The organism is Methanomassiliicoccales archaeon, from assembly GCA_013415865.1.
GTDB lineage: Archaea > Thermoplasmatota > Thermoplasmata > Methanomassiliicoccales > UBA472 > MVRC01.
Map to the genome: position 1 here is coordinate 16576 of CP058896.1, position 17182 is coordinate 33757.

Consider the following 17182-nt stretch of genomic DNA (forward strand, 5'->3'; position numbering starts at 1 on the left):
ATGAAATATATTCTCGATATCAGGATGGGATTTGGGATGCACAAGAGGAATCTGTCGTTGGTGATAATAGGAGCGCTTCTTTTGCCTCTGTTGGCGGTCATGCTAGCCCCCTCAAACGTAGCTGGCCTCCCTGGCACAGGGCAAACGCAGATATCATGGGTCTCGGCGACCATTGATATGACATCTAACCCAGGGTCGTCGGTTTCTGCCGCGCTTGACTCTGAGGGTTTTGTTCATGTGAGCTATTACGCCGAGGACGATGCCTTGAGAGCGATCATGTATGCTACCAACAAGGATGGGACCTGGGCGACCCAAAGGGTGGACAGCTCATCGAACATGGGCTCCTTTAACTCGATCGCCATAGATGCAAACGACAGACCCTGGATCATCTATTATGACTCGATAAACAAGGACCTCAGGTATGCCACGATGAAGAGCGATGGAAGCTGGGCGAAAGGCCTCGTGGACAGCTCCTCCGATGTTGGTAAATATTGCGACATCGCCTTTTCGCCTGCCGGTTCTCCGGCCGTCTCCTATTATGACGCTGATGGTATGTTAAAGGTCGCATTCTTCGACGGCTCGAAGTTCAAACCGGAAGCTGTGGCGAGCATGGCCGCTGGTTCTACTTGGATAAATTTCTTCAGCGATGGAAGGCCGGTCGTCGTTTACAGGGACATGTCGACGACACACCTCTATTATGCTTTGAAGACAAACGGTGAATGGTCGGAGGAGCCGATAGATGGGACACCGGCAGGGTCGATCAGCGCGGCCACCATGGGACCAGATGACAGGCTCATGGTCACGTATACCTCAACAGCAACCGGCCTGCTAAGGTTCTCGTCGTTCGATCATGGCAATTGGACATCTGAAAACTTACCAGCGTCAGTGGCCTCATCCGCCTCAAAGAGCATCGCTGTGGACGGTTCAGGTTCAGTGCACATAACATATTACTCGACGACCGATGGCGCGCTCATGTATATGGACGGCACAAGCGGCATCTGGGACTCAAGGCCCATCGATACGAATGATGGTGCAGGGGTCGTGAATGCGGTCTGCGCCGATAAAATAGGAAAGATCTCAATGGTATATGTGGAGAGCAGCGGTGTCAGGTCCACTCTGAAATACTTGTCGAGCAACATGGCTGTATGGAAGGTCTACAAGGTTGATACGACCGGCGGAAACGTTGGCAGGTCGAACGACATCGCTGTCGATCTTAATGGTAAAACGCACCTGGTCTATTTCGATGGAAATGCATTGATCTATGCCACGGATGTGACGGGGTCCTTTGTCTCTACAATTGTCGACGCCCACGCTGGTCAGAACCCGAGCATCGCCGTTGATGTTGATGGGGCGGTGCATATAAGTTATCATGATCAGGTCGGAAAACATCTGAAGTATGCATCCAACCAAGGAGGGGAATGGACAGTAAGGACCATAGACAATAGCGACAACGTCGGCTATCGCAGCGCAATAATAGTAGATCCCACTGGAAATATCACGATCATCTACACTCAGGACGAGCTGAAGAATCTCAAGTATGTCGTTGGAAAGAACAACGATTGGCAGGGGCTCTTCAACCTGGACGGCTCGAAACTTGTGGACACCTACAGCAGACCAAGCCTGTCCTATGACAAGGATGGGGTGTTGCATTGCAGCTACATAAGGTCCCAGCATCTGTACCATGTTCAAAGGTCACAGGCCGGATGGTGGGGGGTGCCCACACTGGTCGACGGTGACCTGGAATGCAGTGGAGATACCGACATCGTCGCCAACCCATTGGGGAAGATATTCATCTCCTATCACGGGGAGAGCAGCAAAAAAGGGCTGAGACTGGCCATATTCGATGGGACCTGGACGAAAGATTGGGTCGCGAGCAGCGCCGTCTATGACCAGGGGAACTGGAACAGTCTGACGTTGGACAGATATGGCCAGCCCCAGATAGCTTACAGTGGGCCATATGGAAATACTCTGGAGTTCGCAGCATGGTATGGGAGCCTCTGGCAATTCTCAACGTTATCATGGGGGGGAGTGGACGGCATCATATCCTCATCAGCGGCCCCCTATGGCGCAGCAAGGATAGCGTACTATGACGAGGATGATAACGCGTTGAAGATGGCAATGCACCTGACAACGCCAAGTAAGATGTCATTGTCGATCTGGCCGGACAAAGGCTCAGCCTTTTTAAGCTGGACGGGACCGATATGGAATGGCGGCGCCCCGGTCACTGGATACAAGATATACCGTGGCGAGAGCCTGACCGACCTGAAGGCCTATGTGAACCTACCAGCGGACACCTACTCCTACAACGATACCGACGTTGAAGATGGGAAGACATATTACTATGCGATCAAGGCCTGCAACTCTGAAGGTCCAGGCGATCTTTCGGATGTCATCAGGGCGGAGATACCCGGGGAGGGCACCAACATCGATTATACTGTGCTGACCATCGTTGCGGTGGTAGCGGTCGCGGTCGCATTTGTCGCTTACGTGGTGTTGACCAGAAAGAAACGCTAAGTGGACCAAACATCTTCCTCTTTTCATTTTTCCCTGGGTCAATTATTTATCTTACCTTATGATAGCAGAATGTGGTCATTAACGTGGATTGGACCGAGCTTTACCGGCCGAAGGACCTTGGGGAGGTCCTTGGGAACCCCAAAGCAGTTAAAGAACTAAGGGAGTGGGCCATTTCCTGGGAGACAGGACGTCCGACCTACAAGGCCGTAGTTCTCATGGGCCCTCCAGGCATAGGTAAGACCTCCACCGCGCTAGCATTGGCAAGGGAGTTCAACTGGGGGGTGGTGGAAATGAACGCGTCGGACCAAAGGAACGCCGACGCCATCAGAAAGATAGCGGTCCGCGGGGCACTGTCGGAGACCTTCTCGGACACAGGAGAGTTTCTTTCATCGAAGGACGGTCGGAAGAAATTGATCGTACTCGATGAGGCGGACAATATTTTCGGCAGGGAGGACCAGGGTGGAATACCCGCCATGGCCGACCTTATCCGACAGACGAGGCAGCCAGTTATCCTGATCGTTAACGACTTCTATGAGCTTGGCAGAAGGAGCTCTGTCATAAAGACCGAGACGAAGCAGATCAGGTTCTCAAAACTCCAACCGGCCACAGTAAGGAACCTTCTCAAACGGATAGCGGGTGACCAAGGGGTCGAGGTGGACGAAAAGGTATTGGTCACCATATCTGAAAGGTCGAATGGTGACCTCAGGGCGGCCATAAGGGACCTTCAGGCCGTCGCCACTGGAATGGAACACGTGAGGGAGGAGGACATCAAGGGCCTTGGCGACAGACTATCAAAAGGCTCGATGTACGACCTTATGGCCGACATCTTCCAAGGAACGAGCGGGGCCAAGGCCAGGAAGACTATGAACGATGCTGATGAGGACATAGATTATGTCATGAAATGGGTCGACGAGAACATCCCCCTCGTATACAAGGAGCCAGAGGAGCTATTCCGTGCATATTTGCACCTTTCGCGCGCCGCCAATTATCTGGCATGGGTCAACAGGCGTCAATATTATGGGTTCTGGTCATACGCCGGCGAGATCATGACATATGGCGTGTGCTCAGCAAAATCAAGCGTCCGAAGAGGATATGTGCAATACAATTTCCCCAGACTGCTCCTGCGCCTCTCAAGAAGCAAGGACTCAAGAGGAACGAAGGCCTCGGTGACGTTGAAGATAGGGATAGAGACCCACACCTCGATCAAGCAGGCCGCTGATGACGTACTACCATATTTCAAGGAGATCTTCAAGCGGGACCAGCAGTTCAGGTCCAATATGGCGGCGAAGTTGGCCTTGGACCAGGAGGAGGTCGCCTTCCTGCTCGAACAGAAGGTCGACTCCGCGGCCGTCAAGCATGTGATGCAAGAATTAAGCCTGGCAAGAGGGCCTCAGGAAGATGGGTCTGAGACCGTGCGGGGAAGGCTTGATGCCCCTAAGGGTAAAAAAGGCCGGAAAGGCGCCAAGGACAACGATCTGGAAAGCTCAGAGGTCCAAACGGAACAAAAGGTTGATAGGAAAGAGGTCCTAAAGGATAAAGCGAATAAGGAAGAACGAACGCCCGTTGAGCCTAAGACCGAGGAGCCCAAGGGGAGACAGAAGACGCTCTTCCAGTTCTGAGCTGATATCTATGAAGGACGACCTCAAAGGGATACTTGAAAAGCAGCAGTATAAGCTGACCGGGGGCCACGCCGCGGTGAAGCTATGCCATTGGATGAAAGAATCCCTTCTGAGGGGGCGCTCCTGCTATAAGCAGGACTTCTATGGTATCAGATCGCACAGATGTCTTCAGATGACGCCGGCGGTGAACGATTGCACCCATAACTGCCTGTTCTGCTGGAGGGTCCGGGGCTTCGAATCATCGGTGAACAAATGGTTGGAACCTGAGGTCATGTTGGATTCCCTCATAGAGCATCAGAGAAAGCTCGTGACCGGGTTCAAAGGCGATCCCCGATGTTCAAAGCAGATGTGGGAGGAGTCGCGCGACCCGAAGCAGGTGGCCATCTCCCTTGCAGGGGAGCCTACCATGTACCCACATCTCAGCGATCTCATAGGGCTATGTCATAGACGAGGGATGACGACGTTCCTGGTCACCAACGGAACATTCCCGAAGGTATTGGAGGAGATGGATGAGCTACCGACGCAGCTCTATGTCACCGTGGCCGCGCCGAACGAAGAGATCTACAAGAGAATATGTGTACCGCGGATACCCGATGGATGGAGCAGGCTCATGCAGACCCTTGAGCTTTTACCATCTCTCTCCACAAGGACCGTGATCAGGCACACTTTGGTCAAAGACCACAACATGGGCTGGGAGAAGGAATATGCAAAGCTAGATGTCATCGCTGGTCCGACCTTTGTTGAGCCGAAGGGATATGTTTTTGTCGGAGACTCTAGGACCAGGATGTCCATGGACAACATGCCTTCCCATAATGACATACTCGAGTTCGCAAGAAGGGTGGGCGAAGAGATCGGTATGGTCGTATTGAAGGATAAGAAGGACAGCCGGGTGTGCGTCCTTGGGCCTCCAGGGACGGACACAAGGGTCCCAGGTCTTCAATGAGCCCTCAGGGTCCGTTCTCTATCTGGACCATAATCACAGTTATTTGAACGACGAAAAAAATGCGGTCAGGGAGGGACATCGAACAACGCATAGTGTGTCGCTCTCTGAACCTTTTCTTCCATTGACCCCAGGATGTGAATTAGGAAGATCAGAGCAACATCAGTCGACCCCCTCTGAATACGATCGATGATTTGGCTCATGCCGCTATCGCCTGGGATGGGCCCAGGTCCCGGTGATAACCTTGATCGGTGAACAGGACGATATGCTATTTTCATAGCCGGTCAATGTTGCCTATGTGTTCTTCGACCTGTCCTGTCCCAATGGCCCGACAGAGGTAATATTAAACACGGTATTCCCTCGACCATTGCGGATTATTCATATCCCCAGATTCAACAGAACACAGGTCATCTCTGCGACGGGTCACCTTCCATCCGAGCGTTCACTCGGACCTTCAGGTCATTCCATTCTTGGTCATATGAAGGAACGGCCCTCTAGATATTGTAAACAGCCACAAAGAGCACGACCCGCATCAGAGACGTTTGCTCATATGGACTGTCTCGACCTTGAACCCTTCATGTCTATAGAGTGCAAGAGCGGCCTCGTTCTCTGCACCCGCATTGAGCCAAAGCGACCCAGCATTCTGCTTTCTGGCCCATTCCTCCGCCTTGGAGAGGAGCATCGAGCCTATCCCCCGTCGTCTGTGCTCAGGCCTTACATATATATCCAGGACCCATCCGCAGAACTCACCGGTACCGAGGCCTATCTCTGTGGATACCCAGATGAACCCCGCTCTTACACCACAGACCTCTGCTATGAAGGCGGCCTCGGGCTTCTTAGCGTTCCTATGGAAACGCTCGATGTTCTTTCGTGCCTGGTCTCTCAGGGTCTCCAAAGATAGTTCTCCACGGCGCTCGGCCCGCTCTGTCAGGAGGGAGCTCTCGATCAATCCTTCCTCGATGAAGTCCCAATCATCCTCTGTGCCATCTCTTATCACGATGTCGCTCATGTCCTCATATCACTTCATCCTGATCGTCTCGAGGTTCATGGGCGCCTTTGTCTCTATATTGAACTTCTTATAGATGGCGCTTGCCAGCTCCGTACATTTATGCTCCTCGCCATGGCAGACGATGATGCGCTCAGGTTTTGGTTCGAGCGTGGCTATGTAGTTTATGAGCTGCCTTCGGTCGCTGTGTCCTGAGAACCCATCACAGGTCTCGGTGTTCATCCTATAGTTGATGGTTATCGGCTTGCCCTTATCCGTCATCTGGATCTCGGTCACTCCCTTCTGTATCTTCTTTCCGATCGTGCCCTCGGCCTGATAACCTACGAACACAAGGGAGTTGAGCGGGTTGTCAGCCCAGGCCTTTAGATACTCGAGCACAGGCCCGCCATTCATCATGCCGCCCGTCGCGAGAACGACACAGGGTTCGGGATCATTGCAGATCTTTTCCCTCATCTCTGTCGTCTCGACCCTCTTGAAGATATCAGACAAAAACGGATTCTGTCCCATCTGGAATATCTGCGTCCGAAGCTGGGAATTAAGGTACTCTGGATATGCTGTGTGAATGGCAGTGGCCTCAAAGATCATCCCGTCAAGGTACACCGGTCTCTTCTCGATCTTACCGGTCCTCATCTGCTCTTCGATGACCAGCATGACCTCTTGGCTCCTACCGACCGCGAAAACAGGGATCAGGACCTTCCCTTTGTTCTGGAATGTCCTATCGATTATGTTGCGAAGAGTGGTCGCGGCATCGGTCCTTGACGGCTGGATATCATGGTATCCCCCATATGTGGCCTCGATGACCAGCGTCTCCAACCTTGGGAACTTGTTAGTAGTGGCATTGAAAAGCCAGGTCCTTTCAAACTTCATGTCCCCGGTAAAGGCGATGTTGTAGAGCCCGTCCCCGATATGGAAGTGGCATACTGCTGAACCAAGGATGTGCCCAGCATTCTGGAATGTAAGCCTGACATCTGGAGCGATGTCGGTGGTTTCGCCATATTTGAGGGTGATGCAGTGCTTGACCACGTTCCTGACGTCATCAGAGTCAAAGGGCACCTTTCGGTTCTCTCCTGCAGAGACCTTTAATGAGTCCAGCAATAAAAGGGACATCATGTCCCTCGTAGGGGCCGTGCAGTAGATCGGACCGTCGTAGCCGTACTTGTACAACGAGGGCAACAGCCCACAATGATCAATGTGCGAGTGAGTGATGATCACGCAATCCAAACGGTCAAGTGGTTGTATCTCTGGCGCATCAAAGTAAGGCCTTGAGGAGTCCGACGCGTCGATGCCGCAGTCGATCAAAATCTTGCTCTCCTTTGTCGACAGCAGCGTCGCCGACCTTCCGACCTCGCGATAACCTCCTAGAGCGGTCATCCTGAGCCAACTTTCGCCTTCGATCCTGGGTCTTGCCAGCCTCCTGCCTACCTTTTTAAGGAATTCCTTCCTTTCGGCCTGAACCTTTTGGTGCCTGAGGTAGTTTCGGATGTCCGATACTGTCTTCGAAGGTATAGGTGGAGCACGGACCACCTTAGGGGCCCAACCGACCTCTTTCTTGATCTCATTGAGAACAGCGCCTTGCTTTCCTATGACGATCCCAGGTGCCATCGCCTCTATCGTCACCTCGCCCGTCTCAGGCTCGAAGTAGATGTCAGTGATCTGCGCCTCTTCAGGTATTATCTCCCTTATCTTCTTCTCGACCTCATCCGGATCTGCGAGCATGGATGGGTCTGGCCTTATCGCCACGCGCTTCCGCAGTCCTTGAGCAAGCTGCCTGACGATGTCATTGTTGGAAGCAAAAGCTTCTAGGTCTTTTGTATAGATGACGACAATGGGGCCCTCAAAATCAATAGAAGTTATGTTGATGTGGGAAGGTACTATCTTCCTCACATGTTCGCGGGCCTCTTCGAAAATCCGTTCTGCGCTCATACAGGTTCACTTTTGAAATTTTTTTGGAAATTAAATGGAGATCAAAGGATGAAACGAAGGTAGGGTTTACGGCTTTGGAACGGTTATGCCCATTCTAGAAGCCCGCTTGTTTATCTCATCGTCAGAGACCTCAATGAACCCATCGCTCGTAATGGTCACGACCGCCATCCCATCTCCGCTCGCTGAGTCCCTCTTGACCGCGGCGTTCAAGCTTCTGATGGCCAAGTTGATCGCCTCATCCAATGAGAGGTCCTTCTTGTAATGGTCCTCAAGGACACCATATGCAAAGAGACTGCCTGAACCTACAGATACATAATCGTCGCGGATACATCCGCCCGCGGCATCTATGGAATAGACATGGCCGCCCTCTTTGTCATATCCGCCGATGATAAGTCCAACATAGAAGAAACCATTTGCACCACCACCTCTCCTCAGAATGTTGGAGAGCAATGTTGCGGCAGACTTGACCGTCATAGGGGCCTGGCGCTTGAGCTTATAAAGTTCTACCTCGGCCTTGATATATCTGGCCAATATCTGGGCGTCTCCGACCAGCCCAGCGGTTGTAAGTCCCAGATTGTCGTCGATCTTGAAGACCTTCTGAACTTCCTTGTGGGCTATGATGTTGCCCATGGTGGCCCTGCGCTCGGAAGCGAGGACAACCCCTTCTGAGTTGACTATACCTATCGTGGTCGTCCCAGTCTTTAGTTGCTCTGACATTATGAACACCTTCTAGAACAGGAAAAGGATTACAATGACTACAGCAAAACGGATAGAAGCATCAATATAAATATGTTCCGTATGGAAGGTCAATGCTGGGGAATCTAACTTACACTGTCTGGGAGTGCCCGGTCCTCATACATCTCGGAGGCTATCATGATCAGGAAAAAGGCAATGGCCAACCCCCCCAAAAGTCCGGTGACCAGCCTTAGCTCGTTGAATGATTCGTATTCTGTAAGTGCCTGGGCCCCCCCGTCCATGGCCATAGGGGCCGCCAGCGCGATCACATGCAAGAACTTCGGTCGATATTTCGTGTTAAGGCCAAATATCAATCCAGCAGCTAATCCGATGAATATCCCAAGGTCCCTAGAGCATATTGGCATCTCGTTCCCGTTCAGTGAATAGGTCCTTTCATCCATCTGATGACAATTCATGTCCCCAAAATAGTATATCACCGCGGCGAATGGGTTCATTTCTTCATATTTGGCGGCGTTGTCCACCTGACCTATCTTGCCAGACAGATCGGTAACGCTGCCCTTCGCCAAGGTCAATGGTGCAAGCACCATCATGATGGTCAGGCCAAGTACGATGAGCCCCATCGTCATTTTGAACCTTTCCAACGGTCGCATTTTAGGGAGCATCAGTAATCTCCTTAGGCGCTATGGGTAATAATCCTTTCCTGACGCCGATGATAGATCATAAAAAGATCTTTACTTTTTTGAGGATCGCGGGATGAAGGGGCCAAGGGCTTGATTTATATGTCGGCAAGAAGTTCACGCATTGTGCATTCCGAGATCCCTCCTGAGCTCAAGGCCCTCAGCTCTTTCCATGGACATCTTGGCCCCTATGTTGTTGTCGGATATAGGATGGGCCTTTTCGCCAGGTCAGAGCTCAAAGGTAAGATGAAAGCCACCGTTTATACGGGTCTCAGACCTCCCGTTTCATGCATCGTGGACGGTATCCAATTTTCATCTGGATGTACCCTGGGAAAAGGTAACATACAGGTCCTGGATGGAAATATGGCAAGGGTGGTCTTCACCTCTGAGGATGAGGAGATGGTGATGGACCTGAGGACCACGGTCCGTAACGACATCGAATCGCAGATGACGAAGGAGACCGAGGAGCATCTGGCGATGTCGATATTCAGGGCCCATATGAACGATCTCTTTGACATCAGAAGAGCGAAGAAAGCCAATGCCCAGCGATCAATGACGTCGCAATGAACGCCAAGGCGGCCACAGGCACCCTCCTGGCAAAGTCACAGATGGTGAAGGCGAGATCCCCCTCTCCTAGAAGACCTGCGTTGAAGTAACTGACGATAGCGCAAAGTTCGATGACATAAAGGCCCCCTACGATCGTTAGTTGGGAGGACCCTTCGAATCCAGTAATGCCAGAGACCAACTCATAGAGACTGCCAGTCACTCCGATAACTATAGGTGCGAAGAGCATGGAGGTGTATGACATCATCTCGATGACCGACCTTATCCTTTCCCTGCCTTTCCTTTCGCTCTCCCGAAGCTCCGATATGTACTTAGCAAGGTTCACGGCAATCATACCAGATGACCGGGGATCGAGAGAAGAGGACCTAGCGACCGTCAGGAAGGCGTTCCTTGTCAGGGACGATACGTTGCTTAGGACCTTGCATGATCTGAAGGCCTGCTCCATCGTGAGCCCCTCCGTCTGCAGCCTATGCATTATCTCAGATACCATTTTTTTAAAGGATTCGGACCTGATAGACCTCGATGTAGTTAGCAACGCCGACTCCATGGAACTACCAGAGAGCATGTAGTTGCCGACCTGAAATAGAGCCATGACCAATTCCTTCTCTGACCTGAGAGCTTCTTTTGAGGCCCTTTCCACTTTTATGAACTTCGTATATGCGAATATCGATGGCACGATGGCGACCAAAAAGACGGTCAGATATGGTCGATAGATTTTCATGGAGTATGTCGTGACCCCGATGAAGAATGCTAATGCGACCATGAAGAGGATGGACCTGGTTTCAATGCTCGATGGTCCGAACTGCTTTCTCATCGGGTGCTTGATGAGCGTGGAACGGGCAAAGAGGAAAGTGCACGTGGGAAAAATCACCAACATCAGGAACGCGGCCTGTTCGGACCCTATCGACGAGACCGCCCTGGGATCCCCCATCATCAACTTCATGTCCAACATCGGCACGAGCGAGAAGAGCATCACAGGCAGAAGGACGCCAAACGCGAAAAGGACCATGGTAGGGAAAGAAAGAGAATTGACATAGCGGTCCATTCTTTCTTTGGTGCCCTGGACGACGAGGTGGTTCGCTTTTTCAAGTAATCGCTCAAGACCGATCCTTGACCTTTCGGTGGCGGCCGTCATGATCATCTGTAACGAGAGCTTGAGGTCCCGAACCTCCTCGCTCAAGGAGGAAGAGAATTGGACCAGTCCTGTCCCAACGTCGCTGCTCCAAGCAACTGCCGCCTCCCAGCATACTGACCTGAGACGCGTGCTCAGCGGTCCATCTCCATGTTCTGAAGCATATGATACCGCCCGCTCGATCGACGGGGAAAGGAGCATGCTCATGCTCATCAGACCAACGACCGATGTGGACTCCATCAACATCTCCGTTTCCTCCCTGGACACAAACCTGGCCGGGGCCTGAACAAGGGATACCGTGGACAAGAATGGAATCAATGAAAGGGAGCCGATCATAACCAACATCGCCACGCCCTCGAGCAAAAGAGAGCATAAGAGCGCGCATATCATGGACGCCGTGGAGACCATCATCAGGTCTGTCAAGGCCGCCGAAGAGAGCTCTTCAATCTTGATCTGGTTCCTCTCCATCCATGCCTTGACCTCGGGGGATAGGCGAGATGAGATCAAGGCGACCGACCATCGAGGCGCCTTTAACCTTGAGGACCTTTTGATACGAGCGATGAACCGCTGAACATCATTCATCCTCAACACCATCCTTCGAGCTCTCGCTCGAACTCCTCAATGACCTCTTCAGGGTCGAGGCTACGTTCAGCCATTTTTTTCCAGAGAAAATTGTTACACCTTTGCACTGTCTCAGGTCCAAGAAGATCTTTCACCGATGACCTTTGCGCCTTGACCATCTCCAAACGCATCTGGGCCCTAAGTTTTATATTGTCCAATGCCTGCTGGTAGGTGATACCCCAATCCTTCGCGATCTTCTCGACCACCTCCGACCTTTCCAAAGAGAGAGCGAATGAGCCTCTTTGGGAATGTAATAGTTGTTCGAACTCACCAGGTCCGGACGACTTCCTGACCTCTGCCAGTTCTACAAGCCTTCTTTCCTGTTTCTGAGCCCCGTTAGGCCTGATCAGCCCTAATGTCGCTATGAAGTCAGTGGCCGAAAAGGCCTCTGGTGCCACACCAAGGTCGTGCACGGCCCTTTCATAGACCGACCTCGCTGAGTCACCATGTATGGTGCCAAGAACGGAAGATCCGGCCTTGCCAGTCCTCATGCTTTCGTAGAGGGTCCTCGCTTCGGAACCTCGGACCTCGCCAAGCACCAGGGCCGACTCTCCGAGCCTCAAGGAGACCCTCAACGCATCTTCCGACGCCTCTTCGACCGAACGGTCAATCCCTGGCTGTACTTGTATCGACTGGACTTTGAACCCAAGCCCCTGCATCTGCCTCACGGGAAGTTCCAACGTATCCTCGATGACGATGATGCGCTGTGATGTTGGGAACTCGAACATTAGCGCCGAAAGAAGTGAGGATTTCCCAGCGCCCCTAGGTCCGCAGACCAGTATGCTCGCGCGCCCATCTATCAGGAAAGATAATAGGCCAGCTGTTTCGGCATCCAGACACCCTAGTGCCATCAATCTGAGGAGGGTCCATGGCCTCTTCGAATGACGTCTGAAGGCCATCGCTACACCATGTGGGCTCAAGGGAGGGCCCATGACCGTGGCCCTTGCATCGAAACCGGGGACATCGGTCTCGAGGACGGGGACGGCCTCCGAGAACGGTCTGAGACAATGCTGTTTCAACCGGGAGATGAGGCCGATGGCCTCCTGCTCCTGTGAAGAGATGTTCGTCGATGCCCTCAATGTATGCCTCTCACCGGCCAGACCAGCTATGGTCACGTGCCATCGGTTCTCAGAGCAGGGGGCATCTAAATAAATGTCCTCCACACGGTCGTCGTTAAGGAGGTGTTCCAGTATACCAAGTCCCACCGTATACCTGACGACGACATCAGCTAGCTGCTCTGCCCTCCCCCTAGTACAACGAGGCACCAAACTTTCGTTCGCAATAGTCCATACATATCTTCGTAGCTCAGGTACGCTGATATCTAATGAGGGTGGGGGGGATGACCTGACGTGAGATATCGAAGAGATCACGAGGTCTTTTTCCTCTTTTGGGAGCATGAACTCACTCGGAACTATATGGTACAGATGGCCACCATCGATCGTGGAAAATATCCTGATACGAGCTCCAGACTTTGTAATGTCATCGATGATCTTTGAGCCGGGAGGGATCGAGGGGTCGACAAGGCTGTATGAGAACTCCTTCTGCCCCAAAGGTGACATAGGGGCCTGGGTCTCGGCCTTTTGCCCATATATCCTCTTTGGCAATCGTATCCTGTTGTTGTTCTCTATGTCGGTCCCGGGATGACGGTCAGCGTTTAAAATGCTCATAGTGCTCATTGCTGTGAAGAGATCGCCTATAGTTGTCGTAGAGCACTACAATAACACTAACCTGCGAGGACGCACGTTATAAATGGGCGGAGGCGATGAAGCATCATGGAACTCCTAGCCCCCGTAGGATATAAGGACGCTCTGAAGGCCGCGGTCCTCGGAGGAGCGGACGCCGTGTATATGGCCGGCAAGGATTTTGGAGCGAGAAGACTGGCTGACAACTTCTCCGATGAGGAGCTTAAAGGGGCGGTGAAGTTCGCTCACGATAACAAAGTAAGAGTTTACATTACCGTCAATACGCTGATCAAAGAATCAGAGCTAGATTCTGCCGCGGAGTTCATCAATTTCCTTCATTCGATTGATGTCGATGCGGTGATAGTCCAGGACAGAGGGCTGATGAGATACATCAGGGAGAACACCGCAATGGCCGTCCATGCCTCGACCCAGATGGGCATTCACAGCCTAGAAGGGGCAAGGTGGGCGCAAGAGCAGGGACTTCAGAGGGTAATATTGTCCCGGGAGCTCAATCTAGAACAGATACGGAAGATCAAAGAGGGATCCAGCATTGGACTTGAGGTCTTCATCCACGGGGCACTTTGTTACTCCTTTTCTGGAGGATGCCTTTTCAGCTCGATGCTCGGAGGCCGCAGTGGGAACAGAGGCCTTTGTGCTCAGCCCTGCAGGAAATCCTATAGGTTAGGTGATCAGAAAGGGTTCCTGCTCTCAACCGCGGACACGTTTGGCGTCGATTCTGTGCCAGAGCTTATGAGGATAGGGGTCGAATCTCTTAAAATAGAGGGCAGGATGAGAAGCCCTCAATATGTCTACCTGACCTCCATGGTCTATTCGAACGTCATCAGGAGGGCCAAAGAAGGAAGGAAAGAGATCATAACCCCTAGGGAAAGGGAGCTCCTCGAGACGGTCTTCAACCGTGGTTTCAGCCGAGGTTATCTGAAGGACAGCGAGGTCGTCCAGCCTTTGTTCGCAGATTCCAGGGGGCTACCATTGGGAAAGGCCGTTTCAGAAGGTCATCAGATAACGGTGCTGAGCGACAGGATCTTCGTCGGAGATGGTTTAACATTCTACCGTGGTGACGAGAAAGTGGGCGGATTCCTTGCAAGGGAGATGACAAGGAAAGGTAAGGCGACCATTCTCCGCTCCCCCTTCTATCTGGCCAAGGGAGAATATAGGGCTTACAAGACCAAGGATAGGGAATTCGATGACATCCAGGCAAAGATCGGGTCTATAGACTTTGGCCCAATGAAGGTGATAAGGACACCGGTCCATATTGACCTTCCCAAGGTCAATAGAGGGTCCCGGAAACCACAGCTCTCTTTTTATGTATCCTCGGCCAGCGTGATGGATGTGGTCCTTCCTTATGCGGAAAGGGTCTATTATGAGATGGGAAGGCATTGGGAAGATGCGAGGGAGGTCTGTAGATCCGCGGGCATCGAGTTCGTGCTCATACTGCCAAGGATATCACCTGAGATCCCCGACATTGATGCCGACAGCATCATGGTAAGCACATTAGGTCAGATGTACAAGTACCGGAACAGAAGGTTGTATACACATTATACGTTGAACTACTTCAACTCGTTAACAGTACCAAAGGTCTATCAGCAGACCTTGTCGGTAGAACTTTCACGGAACGATATCAGCGACATCTGTTCTCACACCGATGAACGGCTGGAAGCATATGTTTTCGGAAGGGTCGAGCTCATGGTCTCAAAGGATCCGCGCCTCAGAGAGGGTACGCTGATCGACGAGAGGAACAAGAGGTTCCAGACGTATCGTGACGCACAAGGATATGTCCACATACTCAACTCGTCTGACACATTTTTACTGGATTATCTTGATGAGCTAGAGGCATTAGGGATCGACTCATTTGGCATAGACCTGAGAAGGAGGCATCCCGATTTAGCCAAGTTAGTGGCGGAGGCATATGTAAAGAGAGACCTCAGTATGAAATCGACTATACGAAAAAAGACGGGTGGACTTACGGCGTCACATTTTGAGAATGGTGTTCCCTGAGTGTAGCATGAATGTATAGGTGAGTGAGTTAAATCGATAAGCATTTGAATGGGCCGTGCTCAGAAGAAAATGGTTGATGATGGACGAATATGGTCTAGGAGGCTTCAATGAAGCGATCATGGTCTTGATGATCGTCACAATGGCCGTGATCCTTTTTTCGACATCGCTCTCTTTCTCAGCTGAGCATCTTATAAAAAGCAAAGAGAACGACCGATATGACAAGACCACCGAAAGTCTCTTCGATGTCCTGCAGGACGATATAATGCTGTGGGATGATGGGCTCCTGGTCCTCACCTCATTCCATTTAAGATGCGAGGAGCCCTATCCTGTTCCAGAGGGGGCCCTTGGATATAAGATAACCCTGATAATGGTGTTGGAAAAGGGATCGCCCACTTTTTCTTTCAATAACGGCCTTGAGATGGAGGGCATCGATGCCCATCATGATAAATTTCCAGTGAGCGTCGTCGCACAGACAGGGGACGTTGTCCCGGGAATGATCGAGATGGTGGTGTGGTGAATGTCGCTCAAAGATGATCTTGGGATGGCCCTTATATTTGATTCCCTCGCCTTCCTTACCATCATTTCTGTGATAGGCGTCGCCCTCATGGGCTCTGTTTTATTCACAAATGGTAATTCAGAGATCGGCGAATACGTCTCTTCAGTCCATTCAACGACATTGTCTTGCACATATCGCTCAGAAGGGGTCATGGGCCTGCTGAGCCTAAAAGATGTATTGTCCGTCGCGATCAGCACCATGGACCACGATCTGTGGAAGAATATCTCGATCCAGATGAGCGAGATATTTGATGCATACCTCGAACCACTTTATCGTTTCTATTATGAGGCCGAGATGGGCGGGACCTCGATGTCCTTTGGTGATGGCATCGTTCTTTCTGCCAGAGATATATACACATCCACCATTGAAATAGGTGAGAACCTCAGCTTAACTCTCAGTGTCTGCTATGCTTGATCATTTTAGACGAGGGTCATTGGCCTTTTCTCTAGCGATCGCCTCGGCCCTCCCTATCTCGAAGAACATGAGCACCATGGCCATCATAAGGAGACCGAACATAAGATAGACATGATAATCCCCTAATCCTAGGTCGTAATCTATGATATTCGCTAACACTAGGAGAGCCGCGATGGCCGTGGCCGAATATGCAGCATAGCCAAGTATGCCGGTGCTGACCGTTATGACAACACCCTCTGATCCGCATCTTCTGCAGGTGAAGAACTGAAACCAGCTTCTCTTCTGAATGGTCTTGCAATTCCGGCAGACCAGGAACTTCATGCATCCGAAATGTTACCAAGAGAATAAATCAATTGCCCATCCCTCAATGGAATAACCCCCTTCCTTTCGTCCAAACGTAATCGGGAAGGGACCTATAGATATCCGTGCTCCTCCAGACACCCTCTCTCCTTGAAATGGTCTTCCGCATTCTCGGTTCTTTCAACAACCAATAAAAGATCCGCCAATTCTTTCCAGATATGAGCTGCATCTCCTCCCATCTTGTACCTAGTATGCCGAGGTCCTGGAGGAAATAGAACAACTTCCGGTCGTCACTATCAAGCATGTTATCTATTATCTCGTCTGAATAACCGAAATAGTTCATCACCCGCAGTGCAACCTCGAACGCGGTATTGTCGTCAAAATCCGCCTCCTTTTTGAGAATTGCCACGATGAGGCTTAACTTGTCGCCATATCTATCTTCGATCATACCTATTATGTCAGAAATCACTTTCGCTAGGGATGATAAATAGATTGTCATTTGTCGACATCGTTGAACGATGA

The 17182-nt window shown here is 51.4% G+C and carries 15 protein-coding genes; 7 read left to right on the forward strand and 8 right to left on the reverse strand.

What is annotated here, in order from left to right:
* Window positions 1–36 precede the first annotated feature (36 nt).
* The 3 genes from HPY73_00080 to HPY73_00090 all read left to right on the forward strand — a co-directional run bounded on the left by HPY73_00080 (window position 37) and on the right by HPY73_00090 (window position 5076).
* Window positions 37–2514: a fibronectin type III domain-containing protein gene (locus HPY73_00080; protein ID QLH74006.1), complete on the forward strand. Its 2478-nt coding sequence runs from the start codon at window positions 37–39 to the stop codon at window positions 2512–2514.
* Between the two features lie 83 nt (window positions 2515–2597).
* Entirely contained in the window at window positions 2598–4133 is a 1536-nt protein-coding gene (locus tag HPY73_00085; GenBank protein ID QLH74007.1) for a replication factor C large subunit, read from the forward strand.
* 10 nt (window positions 4134–4143) lie between these two features.
* Window positions 4144–5076, forward strand: a complete 933-nt coding sequence (locus HPY73_00090) for a 4-demethylwyosine synthase TYW1 (protein QLH74008.1) — start codon at window positions 4144–4146, stop codon at window positions 5074–5076.
* Between the two features lie 529 nt (window positions 5077–5605).
* Here the strand turns inward: HPY73_00090 and HPY73_00095 are convergent.
* The 4 genes from HPY73_00095 to HPY73_00110 all read right to left on the reverse strand — a co-directional run bounded on the left by HPY73_00095 (window position 5606) and on the right by HPY73_00110 (window position 9360).
* Window positions 5606–6082 carry a GNAT family N-acetyltransferase gene (locus HPY73_00095; protein ID QLH74009.1) on the reverse strand — a complete coding sequence of 159 codons (477 nt, stop codon included), beginning with the start codon at window positions 6080–6082 and terminating at the stop codon, window positions 5606–5608.
* Between the two features lie 9 nt (window positions 6083–6091).
* On the reverse strand, window positions 6092–8002 hold the full coding sequence (locus HPY73_00100) for a beta-CASP ribonuclease aCPSF1 (protein ID QLH74010.1): 1911 nt from the start codon (window positions 8000–8002) through the stop codon (window positions 6092–6094).
* Window positions 8003–8068: 66 nt separating this feature from the next.
* On the reverse strand, window positions 8069–8719 hold the full coding sequence (gene psmB / locus HPY73_00105; GenBank protein QLH74011.1) for an archaeal proteasome endopeptidase complex subunit beta: 651 nt from the start codon (window positions 8717–8719) through the stop codon (window positions 8069–8071).
* 104 nt (window positions 8720–8823) lie between these two features.
* Window positions 8824–9360, reverse strand: coding sequence for a DUF2085 domain-containing protein (locus HPY73_00110; protein ID QLH74012.1), 537 nt, complete (start codon window positions 9358–9360; stop codon window positions 8824–8826).
* 117 nt (window positions 9361–9477) lie between these two features.
* Between HPY73_00110 and HPY73_00115 the strand changes: the two genes are divergently transcribed.
* Window positions 9478–9942: a formylmethanofuran dehydrogenase subunit E family protein gene (locus HPY73_00115; protein QLH75578.1), complete on the forward strand. Its 465-nt coding sequence runs from the start codon at window positions 9478–9480 to the stop codon at window positions 9940–9942.
* On the opposite strand, the gene HPY73_00120 is transcribed toward HPY73_00115, so the two are convergent.
* Both HPY73_00120 and HPY73_00125 read right to left on the reverse strand, forming a co-directional pair.
* A complete protein-coding gene (locus HPY73_00120) occupies window positions 9893–11665 on the reverse strand; it encodes a hypothetical protein (GenBank protein ID QLH74013.1) in 1773 nt (590 codons plus the stop codon). The two genes, HPY73_00115 and HPY73_00120, sit on opposite strands and share 50 nt — an antisense overlap.
* The gene (locus HPY73_00125) at window positions 11656–13359 is read right to left on the reverse strand and encodes a type II/IV secretion system ATPase subunit (GenBank protein QLH74014.1); all 1704 of its coding nucleotides are present in this window, start codon (window positions 13357–13359) and stop codon (window positions 11656–11658) included. Before HPY73_00125 ends, HPY73_00120 begins: the two co-directional genes overlap by 10 nt.
* A 105-nt stretch (window positions 13360–13464) precedes the next feature.
* On the opposite strand from HPY73_00125, the gene HPY73_00130 reads away from it, so the two are divergent.
* From HPY73_00130 to HPY73_00140, 3 genes are all read left to right on the forward strand, one after another.
* The gene (locus HPY73_00130) at window positions 13465–15390 is read left to right on the forward strand and encodes a U32 family peptidase (GenBank protein ID QLH74015.1); all 1926 of its coding nucleotides are present in this window, start codon (window positions 13465–13467) and stop codon (window positions 15388–15390) included.
* 73 nt (window positions 15391–15463) lie between these two features.
* On the forward strand, window positions 15464–15907 hold the full coding sequence (locus tag HPY73_00135) for a hypothetical protein (GenBank protein QLH74016.1): 444 nt from the start codon (window positions 15464–15466) through the stop codon (window positions 15905–15907).
* Window positions 15908–16360, forward strand: a complete 453-nt coding sequence (locus HPY73_00140) for a hypothetical protein (protein QLH74017.1) — start codon at window positions 15908–15910, stop codon at window positions 16358–16360.
* On the opposite strand, the gene HPY73_00145 is transcribed toward HPY73_00140, so the two are convergent.
* Together HPY73_00145 and HPY73_00150 are read right to left on the reverse strand one after the other, a co-directional pair.
* Window positions 16361–16681 carry a hypothetical protein gene (locus HPY73_00145; GenBank protein ID QLH74018.1) on the reverse strand — a complete coding sequence of 107 codons (321 nt, stop codon included), beginning with the start codon at window positions 16679–16681 and terminating at the stop codon, window positions 16361–16363.
* Window positions 16682–16724: 43 nt separating this feature from the next.
* Entirely contained in the window at window positions 16725–17108 is a 384-nt protein-coding gene (locus HPY73_00150) for a hypothetical protein (protein ID QLH74019.1), read from the reverse strand.
* Window positions 17109–17182: the final 74 nt, after the last annotated feature.

Excerpts from the sequence above, each read along its gene's own strand:
- HPY73_00110 (QLH74012.1), bottom strand. The coding sequence starts at position 9,360 with ATGCTCCCTAAAATGCGACCGTTGGAAAGGTTCAAAATGACGATGGGG.
- HPY73_00115 (QLH75578.1), top strand. The coding sequence starts at position 9,478 with ATGTCGGCAAGAAGTTCACGCATTGTGCATTCCGAGATCCCTCCTGAG.
- HPY73_00145 (QLH74018.1), bottom strand. The coding sequence starts at position 16,681 with ATGAAGTTCCTGGTCTGCCGGAATTGCAAGACCATTCAGAAGAGAAGC.
- HPY73_00125 (QLH74014.1), bottom strand. The coding sequence starts at position 13,359 with ATGAGCATTTTAAACGCTGACCGTCATCCCGGGACCGACATAGAGAAC.
- HPY73_00140 (QLH74017.1), top strand. The coding sequence starts at position 15,908 with ATGTCGCTCAAAGATGATCTTGGGATGGCCCTTATATTTGATTCCCTC.
- HPY73_00095 (QLH74009.1), bottom strand. The coding sequence starts at position 6,082 with ATGAGCGACATCGTGATAAGAGATGGCACAGAGGATGATTGGGACTTC.
- HPY73_00150 (QLH74019.1), bottom strand. The coding sequence starts at position 17,108 with ATGATCGAAGATAGATATGGCGACAAGTTAAGCCTCATCGTGGCAATT.
- HPY73_00100 (QLH74010.1), bottom strand. The coding sequence starts at position 8,002 with ATGAGCGCAGAACGGATTTTCGAAGAGGCCCGCGAACATGTGAGGAAG.
- psmB (QLH74011.1), bottom strand. The coding sequence starts at position 8,719 with ATGTCAGAGCAACTAAAGACTGGGACGACCACGATAGGTATAGTCAAC.
- HPY73_00080 (QLH74006.1), top strand. The coding sequence starts at position 37 with ATGCACAAGAGGAATCTGTCGTTGGTGATAATAGGAGCGCTTCTTTTG.
- HPY73_00130 (QLH74015.1), top strand. The coding sequence starts at position 13,465 with ATGGAACTCCTAGCCCCCGTAGGATATAAGGACGCTCTGAAGGCCGCG.
- HPY73_00090 (QLH74008.1), top strand. The coding sequence starts at position 4,144 with ATGAAGGACGACCTCAAAGGGATACTTGAAAAGCAGCAGTATAAGCTG.
- HPY73_00120 (QLH74013.1), bottom strand. The coding sequence starts at position 11,665 with ATGGTGTTGAGGATGAATGATGTTCAGCGGTTCATCGCTCGTATCAAA.